This is a genomic window from Streptomyces sp. NPDC029151 (assembly GCF_055564315.1).
On record NZ_JBVHWQ010000001.1, the window covers coordinates 1,772,490 to 1,788,984 of the forward strand.

Here is a 16,495-nt window from a genome sequence, read left to right on the forward strand (position 1 = left end):
AGTGTCCGTCCAGGGGGGAGTCCGCCTCGTGCCGCAGCTCGCGTTCGCCAACAGCTTCTGGGAGAGCTACGACGTCCTGGAACGGCCCGTCAAGGCCGGCGTGCGCAAGGCCATGCAGAAGTTCCAGCAGCTCAGCGTGGCGCAGTTGCAGGCGGACAAGGGGCTGCACCTGGAGTCCGTGGTGAACGCCCGCGACCCGCGCATGCGGACCATCCGGGTCAACGACTTCTGGCGGGGTGTCGTCCTCGCCCCGGACGACGGCAGTGACGTCTTCCTGCTCGTCAACGTCGTCCCCCACGACGAGGCCTACTCCTGGGCCGCGAAGCGCCTGTACACGACGAACTCCGCCACGCGGGCCCTGGAGGTCCGCAACGTGGTCGCGATCGAGGAGCTGACCCCGGCCCTGGAGAAGGCGGCCGAGGCGGCGGACTCCCTGCTCTTCGCCGCGTACTCGGACACGGTGCTGCGCGATCTGGGCATCGACGACCAGGTGCTCCGTGCCGTACGGACCATCGTGAGCAAGGCGCAGCTGCGGGCCTTCGAGACGCTGCTGCCGGAGGACCAGTGCGAGGTCCTCCAGTACCTGGCCGAGGGTTTCAGCCCGGAGGAGGTGTACCGGGACGTGGTCGCGGTGCGGCGGCCCGCCGAAGCGGGCCCCGACCCGGACCGGAGCCTCGCCGCGGCCATCGCCAACACCACGAGCCGTATCACGCTGGTCACCGGCCCGGAGGAACTCGCCGGCATCCTGGAGAAGCCCTTCGCCGCCTGGCGGGTGTTCCTGCACCCCTCCCAGCGCCGCGTCGCCTACCGGGTGTCGTACGGCGGCCCCGTGCAGGTCACGGGCGGCCCGGGGACCGGCAAGACCGTCGCGGCACTGCACCGGGTGAAGCACCTGCTCACCCGCTCCCCCGACAGCCGCGTGCTGCTCACCACCTTCACGGGCGCCCTGGCGGCGTCCCTGCGGGAGAACCTGTCCGTCCTGCTGGACGGCGACGCCCGCCTCCTCACGCGCGTCGACGTCACCACCGTCGACGCCCACGCGCACGGCGTCGTCGGCCGCCTCGACGGCAGGGTGCCCGCCCCGATCGGTGACCGGGAGGAGCGGCAGCTGTGGCAGCGGGTCGTCAAGAAGCTCGGTCTGCCGTGGACCGAGCGGTTCCTGGCGCAGGAGTACCGGCATGTGATCCTCGCCCAGGACCTGCGCACCCTGGACGCCTACCGCGCCGCCTCCCGGCGCGGCCGCGGCACCGCGCTGTCCCCGTCGCGGCGCGAACGGCTGTGGCCCGCCGTCGAGTTGTTCGAGTCGATGCTCCGCGACCAGAAGGCGACCACGCACCTGCGGATATGCGCGCGGGCCGCCGAGCTGCTCGCCGCCTCCTCCCCCACCCACGACCACGTGGTGGTGGACGAGGCCCAGGACCTGCACCCGGCGCAGTGGCGTGTCCTGCGCGGCTCGGTGGCGCCCGGCAGCGACGACCTGTTCGTCACCGGCGACCCCCACCAGCGGATCTACGACTCCCGGGTGTCCCTCGCCTCCCTGGGCATCGCGGTGACCGGCCGGACCCACCGGCTGCGCGTCAACTACCGCAGCACCGAGGAGATCCTGGCCTGGTCCACGAGGATCCTGAGCCCCGTCACCGTCGAGGACCTGGCGGGTGACGGCGCCGACTCCCTCGCGGGCTACCGCTCCCTGCTGCACGGCCGCCGCCCGCACGTCGACGGTCACGGCTCCGAGCAGGCCGAGGTCGCCGCGCTGGTCGAGCGGGTGCGGGGCTGGATCGCCCAGGGCGTCCGCCCCTCGGAGATCGGTGTGTGCACCCGGTTCAACCTGCTGCTGGACAAGGCGTACGAGAGGCTGTCCGCGTCCGGGGTGCCGGTGGTCCGGGTGAAGGACCACCCCGGGCCGCAGGTCGAGGGCGTCCGGCTGGCCACCATGCACGCCATGAAGGGGCTGGAGTTCCGCTGCGTGGCGGTGCTGGGCGTGACGGCGGGCGCGGTGCCCTTCGCCCGCGAGGTCACTCCGGCGTCGGTGGACGCGCTGCAGCACGAGTCGGATCTGCTGCGCGAGCGCTGTCTGCTGTTCGTGGCGTGCACCCGGGCGCGGGAGGCGCTGGCGGTGTCGTGGAGCGGGGAGCCCAGTCCCTTCGTCCCCCGCTGAACCGGCGGAAGGCTCGGCTCGGTCGTCTTCCGCGCCGGCTCCTCGCACGTGTGCGGCGCCGGGAGTGCGGCACCGTGGCGGCGCTGTCCGGCGAGGTCCCTCCGCGGACCGCCCACGCCCACGCCCCTGTGACGAACCGGAAGGTGCCGCCTGTTCGCGGAGCGGTCCGAGTTCGCCGGGCTGCCGGAGACCGCGGCACGGGTCACGCCGGCGAGCCGGGCGGCCCCGGAACCGGTGACCAGCGGACCGGCCTGCGGGCCGGGGGTGTGGGACGTCCCGTCACCGCGGGCGACGACGGGTCCGGCCACGGACGAGCCGGAGGGACCGGAGGGACATGAGGGACCGGAGGGACCGCCGCCTAAGCTGGCGCCGTGCACCACAGGCAGCCGTGGGCGAGGGGGCCGCGATGAGCGTCGACGTCGAGCTGCGGCACCTGCGCGCCTTCGCGTGCGTGGCCCGCCACCGCTCCTTCTCGCGGGCCGCCGGGGAACTGCTGATCACGCAGCCCGCGCTGAGCCGCACCATCGCGCAGCTGGAGTCCCGGCTCAGCGTCCGCCTGCTCGACCGTTCCTCGCGGCACGTCGAACTGACCGACACCGGCACGGAGTTCCTGGTGCACGCCGAGCAGGTCCTGGCCACCCTGGACCAGGCCCTCGCCGTGGCGAGCCGCCGCGTCACCCTGCGGCTCGGTTTCAGCTGGCTGCTCCCGGACCCCTGGGCGCAGCGCACCGTCAGCCGCTTCGAGGGGGCCACGGGAGCGACGGTCACCCTGAGCCGTACCGACGATCCCCTCCAGGCCCTGCGCCGGCGCGCGCTCGACATCGCGGTGGTCCGGGGCGCCGTCGACCCACCCCGAGGCGCGCGTGTCCTGCACCTGTTCGACGAGCCGCGGATCGCCGTGTGCTCCGAGCACTGCGACCTGACCCGCCTCGGCCGTCTGGACTGGACCGACGTCCGGTCCTGGCCGCTCGTCGTCAACACCGTCAGCGGTACGACGGGCCCCTGGTCGTGGCCGGCGGACCAGCGCCCGGAACGGATCATCGAGACGTCGAACTACGACGAGTGGCTGGAGTCGGTGGCCGCGAACCGGGGCATCGGCATCGTCCCGGAGGTCGCCCGGCGCCGTACCCGGCACCCGGCGCTCCGCTTCATCGCGCTCACGGGCGCCCCGACCAGCCCCGTCAGCCTGGTCCACTTCCCCGACGTCCAGCGGACCCTGGTCCGCCGGTTCCTGGAGACCGCCGTCCGCACGGCATCGCAGTGACCGTGGCGCCCGGGGCGGTGAGCCGGGTCTATGCCCGCCGCGCATGGATGCGGTACGCCAGGCATTTCCGGCGGTGCCGGGCTCTGCCTAGCGTCGGCGGGGTGAGCGAGACGATGCCCACCCCTCGGCACCCGGGTGCCGTCGGCCCCTCCCCCAGGCAAGGAAACGGACAGCATGCCCCTCGTACGCATCGACCTCATCCGCGGACGCCGTCCCGAGGACGTCAGGGCCCTCGCCGACGCCGTCCACCGGGCCCTGGTGGAGGTCCTGGAGATCCCCGAACGGGACCGCTTCCAGATCATCACCGAGCACGACGCCGACCACGTCATCGCCGAGGACACCGGCCTGGGCTTCGAACGCACCGACGGCCTGGTGATGATCCAGATCTTCACCCGGTCCGGCCGCACCACCGAGGTCAAGCAGCTCGTCTACCGGACCATCGCCGAGCGCCTCGACCCCCTCGGCACAGCCGGCGAGGACCTCTTCATCAGCATCGTGGAGAACGGCCCCCAGGACTGGTCCTTCGGTCACGGCCGCGCCCAGTACACGGAGGGCCTCCTGCCGATCCCGGTCCGCTGACCCCCACGTCCGCTGGTCAGGGGCCCGCCGGATCCCGGAGGCCACCGGCAGTGGCGCCGGCGCTCGCCCCACGCGGCGCGTACGGACCCGACATCGGCTGGAACCCGGGCGAGCGGGGAGCTTGCCCGGGGCCGCGAGCCGCGGTCACGCTGGCGGCATGGTGCGTTCGTGGGGACCGGCCGTGCTGCGGGCAGCCGGGTACGCCGCCGGGTGGCTGGGAGCATTCACCGCGACATCCTTCGTGACGACTCTCCTCACCCTGCTCACGGCATGGGCGCCGCTGGCCCTGTGGGCCCACGGACACCGGCTTCCGACGGCCGTCTTCATGGCGTGCGGCGGGACCTCGGTCGCTCTCCTCGTCCCCGTGCCGGCGGCCGCGTACCTCCATTCCCGTGGCCGCGAGACGGCGTCCTACGTCCTGGGCGGCGGCGTGGGTCTCCTCATGGTGTGCGCGTACGGGGGTGTGCTGTATTTCGGGGAGCAGGACGCCGACCAGCAGGCCCTGCACGACCGCGGGGTCGCGGTGACCGGCGTCGTGACGCGGCGGTGGGAGTCGCCGACGCCGGACGGGACCGCGTCCGGGATCGTCGTACGGCTGCCGGACGGGACCACGCACCGACTCCGGGGAGGGCAGCCACCGGCCGGGACGCGGGTCGTGCTGACGATCGATCCGCGCCACCACGTCGCCGACCGCATGGGCCCCCCGCCCGCGGCACCGGACCGCGTCGCGCTGAAGCTGTCGGCCGCCGCGGTGGCACTCTGCTGCGCGGCATCGTCGGCGTGCTGCGCGGGGCACCTCGCGGAGGCCCTCCGGCGTCGGCTGCGCCGCCGGGGCGCACCTGCCGGCGGACGATCCGACACGGCCCCGGGCGACCGGACGTCCAGGGAAGGGGCCTGACACCAGGAGGGTGCGGCGCGGGCCTCGCCGCACCAGACGGAGCACGTCCGCCGCTCGGGCGCGTACTCCGCCCACGCCGGCCGCGGGAGCCGGGTCGAGGTCACAGCAGCCGGTCGACCAGCCCGTCGATGTACTCCGGGGTGAGCGGGACCAGGCCGAACAGGACGCGGATGTACATCGGGGCCAGGATGTGGTCCAGCACGTCGGAGGCGTCGGGTGCGGTCTCGCCGCGGTCGCGGGCGCGATCGAGCATGGCCTGCAGTTGCCGGGTGCGTTCGGCGCGGAGGGCGGCACCGGCCTGGAGGCCCCGCTGACCGCTGCTCGACAGGGCGACGGCCAGGTGCAGCACCGCCGGGCCGTCGGGTCCGGTGATCTCGCGGGCCACCTGGGCCGCGTAGGTGCGCAGGTCGCCGGCCAGGCTCCCGGTGTCGGGCATCGGCGACTGCGCGTTGAGGCGGGTGAGCGCGACGTCGGTGAGCAGGGTCTCCAGGCTGCCCCACCGGCGGTAGATGCTGCTGTCGGCCACACCCGCGCGGGCCGCGACGTCGCCGACGGTGAAGTTGCCGTAGCCGCGCTCGCCGATCAGGTCGGTGACGGCCTGGTGCACCTGCGCGCCGACGCGGGCGCTGCGCCCGCCGGGCCGCCGGGCCCGCTGTGGTTCGTTCACGCCGACCACCCTAACGCAGCTGATGCTTGCGTTTGCGGAACACCCCTCCCTATAGTCGCCTAACGCAGTCATCGACTGCTTTAGCGCGCCCAGGCGTATCGCCACCCGTGTCGACCGCGGCCGGGCGCCACCGACGAGGGAGAGGGCAACCCCATGGCCGCATCGCACACGGTCACAGGCGGACGAGCGGACCGGGCCGTGCTGCTCACGGTGACCTGCCTGGGCCAGTTCATGGTCCTGCTCGACAACACGATCGTCGGAGCGGCACTGCCCGACATGCAGCACCGGCTGCACACGCAGCTGACCGGCCTTCAGTGGATCGTCGACGCGTACGTCCTGCTGGTCGCCATGCTGCTGCTGTCCGGAGGCATCTTCGCCGACCGGTTCGGCCGCAAGCGGGTGTACCTGACCGGCGTGGTGGTGTTCACCGCCGCGTCGGTGCTGTGCAGCCTCGCACCCTCGCTCGGCTGGCTGGTCACCGGCCGGGTGCTGCAGGGCATCGGGGCCGCGGCGCTGAGTCCGGCCTCGCTCGCCCTGCTCGCCGCGGCCTATCCGGTGCCGCAGGAGCGGATCAAGGCGATCGGACTGTGGGCCGGCTTCAGCGGGATCGGTCTGGCCGCGGGCCCCGTGGCCGGCGGCGTGCTGACGGACGCCTTCGGCTGGCCGGCCGTCTTCCTGGTCAACCTGCCCATCGGCGTGGTCCTTCTGCTGGCCGGTCGGCGCGGTCTGGAAGAGACCCGCAATCCGGGCGCCCCGGCCATCGACGTCCCGGGGACGGTGCTGTCCGTGCTGGGGGTGGGGGTGCTGACCTACGGGCTGATCGAGGGCGGGGCCCGCGGCTGGACGTCACCGGTGATCCTGGGAAGCTTCACCGCCGCGGCGGTCCTCCTCGCCGCCTTCGTCGCCGTCGAAGCGCGCCGCTCCGCACCGATGCTGCCGCTGCGGCTGTTCCGGCAGCGGCTGTTCACCGTGTCCAACACCGCGATGACCGTCGTGGGGTTCGCGCTGATGGGCTCGTCGTTCTTCTTCTCCCAGTTCTTCGTGTACGTCCAGGGCAGCTCGATCCTGCGCGCCGGCCTGCAGACCCTTCCCACCTCCCTCGCCATGGTGATCGTCAGCCCGTACGCGGGCCGGCTCGCGGTCCGGTACGGCTTCCGCGTGGTGGTCACCACCGGCCTGGCCCTGGCCGGCCTGGGACTGCTGGCCCTCGGCCTGGTGCACGCCGACACCGGCTACGGGAACGTGTGGTGGCGGCTGGGAGTCGTCGGCACCGGCTTCGCCCTGACCATGTCCCCCCTGACGGGAGCCGCCATCCAAGCGGTCGGCCCGCAGGAAGGCGGCCTCGCCTCGGGCATCAGCAGCACCACCCGGCAGATCGGCGCGGTGCTCGGCGTCGCGGTACTCGGAGCCGTCGTCCGCACCCGGCAATCCGACGGCGCCTCCTTCGAGACCGGCCTCGACAGCGCCTTCCTCACGGCCGGCGCCATCACCTCGGCCACCGCCGTGTTCACCGCCCTGTGGCTGGCGAGGTCCAGGCCCACGGCAGAAGACGCCGCGCCGCGGCGTCCCATGGATCCGGACCCGGTGACCATTTCGAAGCAGGCATCCACGAACGGCCCGAACCAGGCCGGGATCACCCCATGGCCCGCTTCTCCCGAGCGTTAGGCAGCCGGCGCACGAAGCGAGTACGGCCCGGGGAGGCCTCTGTGACCCGCGTGTGCGTCGAAGAGCACACGGCGGCCGGCCCGATGGGGCCGGCCGCCGGCGGTGCACAGGCCGGTTCAGCGCTGCAGGGTGAGGACACCCGGACGCCACGGCAGCTGGTCGTACGGGCCGGTCGCGGTCGGGGACTTGCCCTGGTAGAGGAGCTGCAGGTTGCAGGGGTCGATGGTCATGGTCTGGTCGGGGTTGTTGCGGACGAGGTCACCGTGGCTGATGTCGTTGGTCCAGTTGGCACCGCTGTTGGCCTTGCCCGCGAAGGGGTTGCTCTCGCTGGCGGCCTGCGGCGTCCACGAGCCGCTGAGGCTGGTGGCGGTGAAGGAGCGGAAGTAGCGCTGCTCGTTCGCACCCCGCGCCTCGACGATCATGAGGTACTTGTTCTGGCCCTGGACCTTGTAGACCTGCGGCGCCTCGAACAGGTTCTTCGTGGTGTCGCTCATGACGGTCGTGTACGACGAGCCGAAGTTGCCCGGGAAGTTGCCGATCGGCATGCTCGCCCGGTAGATCTTGCCGTTGTCACCGGCGAAGAACAGGTACATGTTCTGACTGTCGGCGATCAGGGTCTGGTCGATCGGACCGGTGCCGGAGTCGGGGAGGCTTCCGGTGAACAGCGGCTGCGGAGCGGACCAGCCGTTGGGCTTGGTCGGGTCGCTCGACGTGCGGTAGACGAAGGGCGACGCACCCCACTGGTACGCCAGCACCCAGATGTTCTTGGGCGCGAAGTAGAACAGCGTAGGCGCCACCGCGGCCTGGCTCATCCCGGTCTGGCCGGCCGACGCCATGTCCGACCAGTTCGTGAAGGGGCTGAACATCATCGAGCCGTACGACGATCCCGACACGTTGGACGCGTAGACCAGGTGCTTGCCGTTGTACGTCACGGTGGTGAAGTCCTTCACCGAAGCCCACCCGTTGGCCGGCTGCGCCAGCACGCCCGTCGACGTCCACCGGTAGGTCGACGGAAGGGCGCACGTGCCGTCCGGCGGGGTCGAGGTTCCGGACAGGCCGGTCCACTTCTGGCTGCTGCCGCCGTTGCACGTCCCGACCTGCACCGCCGTGCCGTTGGCCGTTCCGGCGCCCGCGGCCTCCAGGCACAACCCGGACTCCACGCCGACGACCGTGCTGTCGGAGGTGACCCGCCACTGCTGGTTCGCGCCGCCGGAACAGGTCCAGATCTGCACCCGGGTCCCGGCCGTGGTGGAGTGACCCGGAACGTCCAGGCACTTGTTCCCGTACACGGTGAGCTGGCCGCTGTCCGTCAGCGTCCACTGCTGGTTGGTGCCGCCCCAGCAGTCGTACACCTGTAGGAGCGTGCCATCGGTCTGGCCGGCACCCGGTACGTCGAGGCACCGGTTCGAACCGACACCGCGCAAGGCGCCGGTGGAAGCCGCCTGAGCCGGGGTGGCGACGAGCATCGCCGCCAACGCGGACAGGACCGCAACCGCGGCGGCGAGCACCGCAGACGCATGCCTGCGGCCGAAACTTCCTCTGTGCATGGGGACTTCCTCAACCTTGAGTGGGCGGTTCCGGTCGGCCTCGTCAGAGGTGGTCCGGACTGTCGGTGCAGTGCGGTGTGCAACGGCCCGTGAGCACAGCGGCAGACCGTTCGTCGGTCGGCAGGGGGCCGGCGGTGGAGGCTGGGACGGCCGAGTGCCCGGGTCGTGCGGTGAAGCGACTCGACGCGTTCCGTATACCGAACAAGGGTCGACGTACCGAGCAAGCTGAATGATAAGGAACCGATGAACAGCGTCAACACCTCTCGCATATGTCGCCCTGCGGATCGAAACATTCGTGGACACATCGGCGCGAGACGCTGTCCATGGCGCCGAAAAATGACGGAATCGCGACCCGTCGGGCATCGAAGTGGGGGTGTCCAGCTAGGACAGCACCGCGGGTTTGCCGCCGTACGCGGGATTTCGAATGTTTCGAAGGCGAAACAGAATGTTTTCTTGTGAGGAGTATTGACGATGCCTCGTCAACACCTCAATCATTCCTGCCGGAGAAAGCGCCCCCACCGGGGCACCTGGGCCACCCTGTTCCGTTCCGGTGAGGTTCGTACCGGCGCACCCTGGCTCTTCACGCGTTCCGTGATGTCCGACTTGGAGGCACAGTCATGGGCTCGTACGCCCTTCCCAGACCCTTTATCCGCCGGAAGATCCGCGGTCTGCTGCTGACGCTGGTCGTCGGCGTCCTCGGTGCGGTCACCGCACTGGCCGCACCGCCGACCGCACACGCCGCCGAGAGCACGCTGGGCGCCGCGGCGGCGCAGAGCAACCGCTACTTCGGGACCGCCATCGCCTCGGGAAGGCTGGGCGACTCGGCGTACACCGCGATCGCCAGCCGCGAGTTCAACATGGTGACGCCCGAGAACGAGATGAAGATAGACGCCACCGAGCCGCAGCGGGGCCAGTTCAACTTCAGCGCCGGTGACCGCGTCTACAACTGGGCGGTACAGAACGGCAAGAAGGTGCGCGGTCACACTCTGGCCTGGCACTCCCAGCAGCCCGGCTGGATGCAGAGCCTCAGCGGCAGCCAGCTGCGCCAGGCGATGATCGACCACATCAACGGCGTGATGGCCCACTACAAGGGCAAGATCGCCCAGTGGGACGTCGTCAACGAGGCCTTCGCCGACGACGGTTCGGGAGGCCGCCGGGACTCCAACCTGCAGCGCACGGGCAACGACTGGATCGAGGTCGCCTTCCGCACCGCGCGCGCCGCCGACCCTGCGGCCAAGCTCTGCTACAACGACTACAACATCGAGAACTGGACCTGGGCCAAGACCCAGGGCGTGTACAACATGGTCCGCGACTTCAAGCAGCGCGGCGTGCCGATCGACTGCGTCGGCTTCCAGTCGCACTTCAACAGCGGCAGCCCCTACAACAGCAACTTCCGCACCACCCTGCAGAACTTCGCCGCTCTCGGCGTGGACGTGGCCATCACCGAACTCGACATCCAGGGCGCATCGGCCTCGACCTACGCCAACGTGACCAACGACTGCCTGGCCGTCTCCCGCTGCCTCGGCATCACCGTCTGGGGTGTGCGCGACACCGACTCCTGGCGATCGGGGGACACGCCGCTGCTGTTCAACGGCGACGGCAGCAAGAAGCCCGCCTACACCGCCGTCCTCAACGCACTCAACGGCGGCTCCACGACACCCCCCACCGGATCCGGACAGACGATCAAGGGCATCGGCTCGGGCCGTTGCCTGGACGTGCCCAACGCCGGCACCACCGACGGCACCCAGCTCCAGCTGTGGGACTGCAACGGCGCCACCAACCAGCAGTGGACGTACACCGATGCCGGCGAACTCAGGGTCTACGGCAACAAGTGCCTGGACGCCGCCGGCACAGGCAACGGCTCCAAGGTCCAGATCTACAGCTGCTGGGGCGGCGACAACCAGAAGTGGCGCCTCAACTCCGACGGATCCATCGTCGGCGTCCAGTCCGGCCTCTGCCTCGACGCCGTCGGAGCCGGCACCGCCAACGGCACCCTGATCCAGCTCTACTCCTGCTCGAACGGCAGCAACCAACGCTGGACCCGGACCTGATGGGACCTGCCACGGACGAAGGAGTGGATCGATGACGGCCTCCGGTGCGGCTCCCCCCGCCCCGCCGCCAGGACATCGCTGGTGGTCCCGGGTCGCCGCCGTGGTGGCAGCGGCCCTCGCGATCGGCGTGCTCGTCGCGGTGAACCCGGTGCCCGCCCAGGCGGCGACGGTGGACACCCAGGCCTGGTACGTCCTGGTCAATCGCAACAGCGGCAAGGCGCTGGACGTCTCCGGCGCGTCCACCACCGACGGCGCGCGGGTCGGCCAGTGGACGCGCAACGACGGAGCCAACCAGCAGTGGCGGTTCGTGGACTCCGGAGACGGCTTCTACCGGCTCAAGGCCCGGCACTCGGGCAAGGTTCTCGACGTCAGCGGCGCCTCGACCGCCGACGGCGCCGCGATCCAGCAGTGGGCCGACGCCAACGGGGCCAACCAGCAGTTCCGCCTGGCCGACTCCGACGCGGGTCACGTCCGGCTGATCAACCGCAACAGCGGCAAGGCGGTGGAGGTGCAGGGCGCCTCCACCGCCGACGGGGGCAACGTCGTCCAGTACACCGACTGGGGCGGCGCCAACCAGCAATGGCAGATGATCAAACTGTCGTCCGGTGGCGGCGGATGCGGCAGCGCCCCCACGCTGACGAGCGGTACGTACACGATCCAGAGCGGCGGCAAGAGCCGCAGCTTCATCCTCAGGGTTCCCGACAACTACGACAACAGCCACCGCTACCGGCTGATCTTCGCGTTCCACTGGCGGGGCGGAACAGCCGCCGACGTCGCCTCGGGCGGAACGAGCGGGACCGCCTGGTCCTACTACGGCCAACAGGAACAGTCGAAGAACACCGCGATCCTCGTCGCCCCCCAGGGTCTCGGCAACGGCTGGGCCAATTCAGGCGGTGAGGACGTCACCTTCGTCGACGACATGATCCGGCGGATCGAGGGCGGCCTCTGCGTCGACCCGGCGCAGCGTTTCGCCACGGGGTTCAGCTGGGGCGGCGGCATGAGCTACGCGCTCGCGTGCAGCCGGGCGAACGTCTTCAGGGCCGTCGCGGTCATGTCCGGCGCCGAGATCAGCGGGTGCGGTGGCGGCACCGAGCCCATCGCCTACTTCGGCATCCACGGCGTCGGCGACTCCGTCCTCGACATCACGCAAGGACGGTCCCTGCGCGACAGGTTCGTCCGCAACAACGGCTGCACCCCCCAGAGCCCGCGCGAGCCCGCGCCCGGCAGCCGAACGCACATCACGACCACCTATTCGGGCTGCCGTGCCGGGTACCCGGTCCAATGGGCCGCGTTCGACGGAGACCACACCCCCGGTCCGGTCGACGGCTCCTCCGGCGAGAGCGGGGTGGCCACCTGGACCAAAGCAGAGATCTGGAGGTTCTTCGCACAGTTCCAGTGACACCCCCGCGGCATGGAGTGGAGCCAGGACGATCCTGGCTCCACGGGCGAGCCGCCGAGAAGGCGACGCACACACCCCGGCCGATGCCGCACCGCACCGGCTCCTCGCCCAGCGCCGGGTTCGTCCACTCGACGCGCCATCCCTCCGCCTCCCCCACGAGGCAACAGGTCAGGCGCCATCGTGCGGCCGAGCGCGGCGCAGGCCTTCCGATGGGCGAGGACGCCTGCGACGGCGTGGTACGCGCAGTGCGACGACCTGGCGAGTACGGAGCCCGCCACCGTGGGCGTCGCCGGAGACGCGGCGACCCCCGCGACCTGCAGCGTCGAGAGGCTCCGACTGCGGGAATCCCTCTCCTCCTCCACCCGTGCACCAGGCTGTGCGCGCTGCTGTTCCCGGTGGCCGTCATGTTGCCGCTCGGGCGGCAGGTGGCTGCCGGAGCGGCTGCGGGCCGCCCGGCGCAGCCACTCCCGCCACCGGGCCGCCCGGCGCAGCCACTCCCGCCACCGGGCCGCCCCGGGCGCGTCCGGGCCGACCCGGTGGGCCGGTGGGCCGGTGAGGAAGCCTGGCATCGGGAACGGGGGGCCGATTTACACCTCGTACGCATCGGCGTCCGGCCCCGGACGCCTGCCGGGCTGTGGCTCAGGCGTCGATGATGACGGGAATGACGAGGGGCTTGCGACGGTAGGTGCGGAACGCCCAGTTCGCCACGGCGCGGGCGAGGAGCTGTTCGAGCTGGCGCGCATCCCCGACGCCTTCCTCGGCCGCGGTGGCCAGGGTCTTCTCGATGACGGGGACGACCGGCTCGAACGTGGCGTCGTCGTGAACGAAGCCGCGGGCCAGGAAGTCGGGGGCCTCGGTGAGGGCGCCGGTGTCCGCGTCCACGATCGCCACCACCGTGAGCACGCCTTCGGAGGCGAGGGTGAGGCGGTCCTTGAGGGACGCTTCGGTGGCGCCGCCGACTTCCATGCCGTCCACGTAGACGTTGCCTGCGGGGACCTTGCCGGTGATGGATGCGCGCCCGTCGACCAGGTCGACGACGACGCCGTCCTCGGCGATGACGACCCGTTCGGGGTCGACGCCGGTACGGATGGCGAGGTCGGCGTTGGCCCGCAGGTGGCGCCACTCGCCGTGCACGGGCATGACGTTGCGGGGCTTGACGATGTTGTAGCAGTAGACGAGTTCGCCGGCGCTCGCGTGCCCGGAGACGTGCACCTTGGCGTTGCCCTTGTGGACCACGTGGGCGCCCCACCGGGTGAGTCCGTTGATCACCCGGTAGATGGCGTTCTCGTTGCCGGGGATGAGGGAGCTGGCGAGCAGGACGGTGTCGTCCTTGCCGATGCGGATCATGTGGTCGCGGTTGGCCATCCGTGACAGCGCGGCCATCGGTTCGCCCTGGGAGCCGGTGCACACCAGAGCGATCTTGTGATCCGGGAGCTTCTCCAGCTCCTTCGTGCTCACGACCAGACCGGAGGGGACCTTCAGATAGCCCAGGTCACGGGCGATGCCCATGTTGCGGACCATCGACCGGCCGACGAAGGCGACCTTGCGGCCGTGCTGGTGGGCGGCGTCCAGGACCTGCTGGATGCGGTGCACGTGGCTGGCGAAGCTGGAGACGATGACCCGGCGCGGCGCGGTGCGCATCACCTGCTCGATCGCCGGGTTCAGCTCACGCTCGGAGGTGGTGAAGCCGGGTACTTCGGCGTTGGTGGAGTCGGTGAGGAACAGGTCCACGCCCTCCTCGCCGAGGCGGGCGAAGGCGCGCAGGTCGGTGATGCGGTCGTCGAGGGGGAACTGGTCCATCTTGAAGTCGCCGGTGTGCAGCACCATCCCGGCCCGGGTGCGGATCGCGACCGCGAGGCTGTCGGGGATGGAGTGGTTGACCGCCACGAACTCGCAGTCGAAGGGCCCGAAGCCACGGCGGTCGCCCTCCCGCACCCGCACCGTGCGCGGCCGGATGCCGTGTTCCTTGAGCTTGGCCTCCAGGAACGCGAGCGTCAGCTTGGAGCCGACGACCGGGATGTCCCTCCGCTCGCGCAACAGGTACGGCACGCCGCCGATGTGGTCCTCGTGGCCGTGGGTGAGGACCACGCCCACGATGTCGTCCAGCCGGTCCCGGATCGAGGTGAAGTCCGGCAGGATCACGTCCACGCCGGGCTGGGTCTCCTCCGGGAACAGCACACCGCAGTCGACGATCAACAGCTTGCCGGCGTGTTCGAAGACGGTCATGTTGCGGCCGATCTCACCCAGGCCGCCCAGGGCGATGACCCGCAGCCCTCCTTCGGGAAGGGGCGGGGCGGCTTTCAGCTCGGGGTGCGGATGACTCATACCCTGACGGTACCCGGAGAGCGGGACAAGATGATCCATTGCCTGCTCGATCTCTTCCTCGCGACAGGGCCGGGGCACCACAACGGGTGCCCGGGACGATCCGGCGACGCCGGCGGCCGGACGGCGAGGGATCAGGGCGGTACCGTCGGCGCCGTGCCGGCCAGGGCGGCAGCAACGGCTCGATCAACGCTCAGAGGCCATCGTCCACAATCCACGGTCGAACACTCACACCCTCCAAAACGGTCGAATCGTCACACCGGTCACGCCCGTCCCACTGCGGCAGCGGCAAGCACATCTACGACGGCCAGGGCGATTCGTCGGTGGCCGGGACGCCTTCCAAAGGAAGGCGATCGCGGTAGTACTCCGACTCCAACCAGTCCTCCCTCACGAAGACCGGCCGCGACATTCGCACGCCACCGACCTCCTGTGAGCGCAGAAGAACTCCCAGATCGGTCAGGGCGAGGGAGTCATCGAGGGTGTACAACAAGCAACTCCCGTGCTCGGCCGCGTAGTCAAGGAGGAACTGGTGCGCCTGCTCGAGATCGTGGCCGGCCAGCGCAAAGCCCGCCAGCAAGACCTGCGGACCCGTGACCGCATCCAGGGCAATGCACGCCAACTTGCCCGCGTCGTAGAACGCTGCCACCCCGTCGGCGAAATCTTCCTGCTCGTAGGGGCCGCCCACCCGTTTCTGCGGCTCAGAGACGCGGAGCGCGTCGGCGACCTCGGCCGGGCTCATCCCAAACCGCAGTGGCCCCACCCCGGCTCCAGGCAGCAACTCCCAGTGCTCCCGTCCCTCGCTTGCGCTCACGTGATCCGCCCCTTCAAGTGACCATCCCCAGGCCCGGCATTGCGTGCGAGACCAGCGCCCAAAGTGCCACCTGAACTGACCGAGCGCCAACTGAAACGCCTGGTCACACCGCGTACCTCAGCAAGATCGTGTTACGGGTTCCAAGGACCGACTGCCGGAACGGTAGCCACCTCGGCCGTTTCAGCGCCTGACCAAGACAGTGCGGGCAATAGGGGCGCGGCCACAGATTTGAACGTCACAAGTCACCGTCGGCGGGTTCGGGCTCTCCGGTGTAGGCGAGATCAAAGATGTAGCGCTCGGTGACCGGGCAGTTCTTCCATGCCTGGTCGAGGTGGCTCTCGAATGTGTCGTCAGGGGGGTAGTCGAGTGCCGTCTCGTAATAGTCGGCCGTTGCTTGTCGGTTCTCCCACCAGGCATGACCTTCATAGACGCCGGGTCGGGGGAGGGTCATCTGCCCGGCGGGCCCGTATTCCAGTTGGTAGATGACGAGGGTGCCAGTTTCCGATTCGATACTGATGGGAACACCGCCTTCCGCCCGCGCGGGGGCGGTCGGCGGGGCATCCCAGACGCGAATGGTGACTGCGACGTCGATGTCGGCTTGCAAGGTATGGATGTACAAGTGGTAGCCGTTGCCGGCTACCACCTGACTGCGGGCGGCAGTCGCGGCATCCTCATCGTAGAGATCAGCCTCGGCGTCCATGACCTCTACAGAGCATCGAGCTGGTTTCGCCTTGCAATTGTACTCCTGAAGCAGTTCCACGCTGCTGCCACCCAACGACTAGTTAGTGATTTTCATATAGAAGGCGTCGCCGTCTAGCATTCGATTAAGGGTATGCATCTGATCCAGCCTGCGACCGCCTGTCTCATTGTCCGTACCATCAATCAGCCTTACGGAGAACCGATTGTCGCCTTTGTTTGATCCTTCCTTCGTGGACGCGAAGGGGTATCCATCGCACTGGAGTTTGGTGCCTTTCCAGTCCCCCCCACACGTTCCCGCATTCCTTGATCGAGTGATCACGGTTCGCTTCCTGCTTATCCCTGTCTATAAGCCGGTGCAGGGGTTCCCTCCCACCCGGGACGCTCTTGCCGGGCCAGGAGGGGAAGGTGCGCTCGGGGCGGTTGAGGGCGTCGTAG

The 16,495-nt window shown here is 70.1% G+C and carries 13 protein-coding genes; 7 read left to right on the top strand and 6 right to left on the bottom strand.

Annotated features, from left to right (window positions below; all coding sequences use genetic code 11):
- Positions 1-28: 28 nt before the first annotated feature.
- The 4 genes from ACZ4VF_RS06985 to ACZ4VF_RS07000 all read left to right on the top strand — a co-directional run bounded on the left by ACZ4VF_RS06985 (position 29) and on the right by ACZ4VF_RS07000 (position 4,899).
- Complete coding sequence (locus ACZ4VF_RS06985; protein WP_467923590.1) at positions 29-2,158, top strand: UvrD-helicase domain-containing protein; 2,130 nt, start codon at positions 29-31, stop codon at positions 2,156-2,158.
- A gap of 406 nt (positions 2,159-2,564) precedes the next feature.
- A complete protein-coding gene (locus ACZ4VF_RS06990; RefSeq protein ID WP_467923591.1) occupies positions 2,565-3,422 on the top strand; it encodes a LysR family transcriptional regulator in 858 nt (285 codons plus the stop codon).
- Positions 3,423-3,596: 174 nt separating this feature from the next.
- Positions 3,597-4,001: a tautomerase family protein gene (locus ACZ4VF_RS06995; protein WP_467923592.1), complete on the top strand. Its 405-nt coding sequence runs from the start codon at positions 3,597-3,599 to the stop codon at positions 3,999-4,001.
- A gap of 157 nt (positions 4,002-4,158) precedes the next feature.
- Entirely contained in the window at positions 4,159-4,899 is a 741-nt protein-coding gene (locus ACZ4VF_RS07000; protein ID WP_467923593.1) for a hypothetical protein, read from the top strand.
- Between the two features lie 100 nt (positions 4,900-4,999).
- On the opposite strand, the gene ACZ4VF_RS07005 is transcribed toward ACZ4VF_RS07000, so the two are convergent.
- Complete coding sequence (locus ACZ4VF_RS07005) at positions 5,000-5,566, bottom strand: TetR/AcrR family transcriptional regulator (protein WP_467923594.1); 567 nt, start codon at positions 5,564-5,566, stop codon at positions 5,000-5,002.
- A 153-nt stretch (positions 5,567-5,719) separates the two neighbouring features.
- On the opposite strand from ACZ4VF_RS07005, the gene ACZ4VF_RS07010 reads away from it, so the two are divergent.
- A complete protein-coding gene (locus ACZ4VF_RS07010; protein WP_467923595.1) occupies positions 5,720-7,231 on the top strand; it encodes an MFS transporter in 1,512 nt (503 codons plus the stop codon).
- A 116-nt stretch (positions 7,232-7,347) separates the two neighbouring features.
- Here ACZ4VF_RS07010 and ACZ4VF_RS07015 read toward each other — a convergent pair whose 3' ends face one another.
- Positions 7,348-8,778: a non-reducing end alpha-L-arabinofuranosidase family hydrolase gene (locus tag ACZ4VF_RS07015; RefSeq protein WP_467923596.1), complete on the bottom strand. Its 1,431-nt coding sequence runs from the start codon at positions 8,776-8,778 to the stop codon at positions 7,348-7,350.
- Positions 8,779-9,395: 617 nt separating this feature from the next.
- Between ACZ4VF_RS07015 and ACZ4VF_RS07020 the strand changes: the two genes are divergently transcribed.
- Positions 9,396-10,829, top strand: a complete 1,434-nt coding sequence (locus ACZ4VF_RS07020) for an endo-1,4-beta-xylanase (protein ID WP_467923597.1) — start codon at positions 9,396-9,398, stop codon at positions 10,827-10,829.
- A gap of 100 nt (positions 10,830-10,929) precedes the next feature.
- On the top strand, positions 10,930-12,228 hold the full coding sequence (locus tag ACZ4VF_RS07025) for an RICIN domain-containing protein (RefSeq protein ID WP_467923791.1): 1,299 nt from the start codon (positions 10,930-10,932) through the stop codon (positions 12,226-12,228).
- Between the two features lie 639 nt (positions 12,229-12,867).
- Here ACZ4VF_RS07025 and ACZ4VF_RS07030 read toward each other — a convergent pair.
- The 4 genes from ACZ4VF_RS07030 to ACZ4VF_RS07045 form a co-directional block, all read right to left on the bottom strand.
- The gene (locus tag ACZ4VF_RS07030) at positions 12,868-14,553 is read right to left on the bottom strand and encodes a ribonuclease J (RefSeq protein ID WP_467923598.1); all 1,686 of its coding nucleotides are present in this window, start codon (positions 14,551-14,553) and stop codon (positions 12,868-12,870) included.
- A 295-nt stretch (positions 14,554-14,848) separates the two neighbouring features.
- Positions 14,849-15,361, bottom strand: coding sequence for a hypothetical protein (locus tag ACZ4VF_RS07035; protein WP_467923599.1), 513 nt, complete (start codon positions 15,359-15,361; stop codon positions 14,849-14,851).
- Positions 15,362-15,596: 235 nt separating this feature from the next.
- A complete protein-coding gene (locus ACZ4VF_RS07040) occupies positions 15,597-16,121 on the bottom strand; it encodes a hypothetical protein (RefSeq protein WP_467923600.1) in 525 nt (174 codons plus the stop codon).
- 18 nt (positions 16,122-16,139) lie between these two features.
- The gene (locus tag ACZ4VF_RS07045; protein ID WP_467923601.1) at positions 16,140-16,379 is read right to left on the bottom strand and encodes a NucA/NucB deoxyribonuclease domain-containing protein; all 240 of its coding nucleotides are present in this window, start codon (positions 16,377-16,379) and stop codon (positions 16,140-16,142) included.
- Positions 16,380-16,495: the final 116 nt, after the last annotated feature.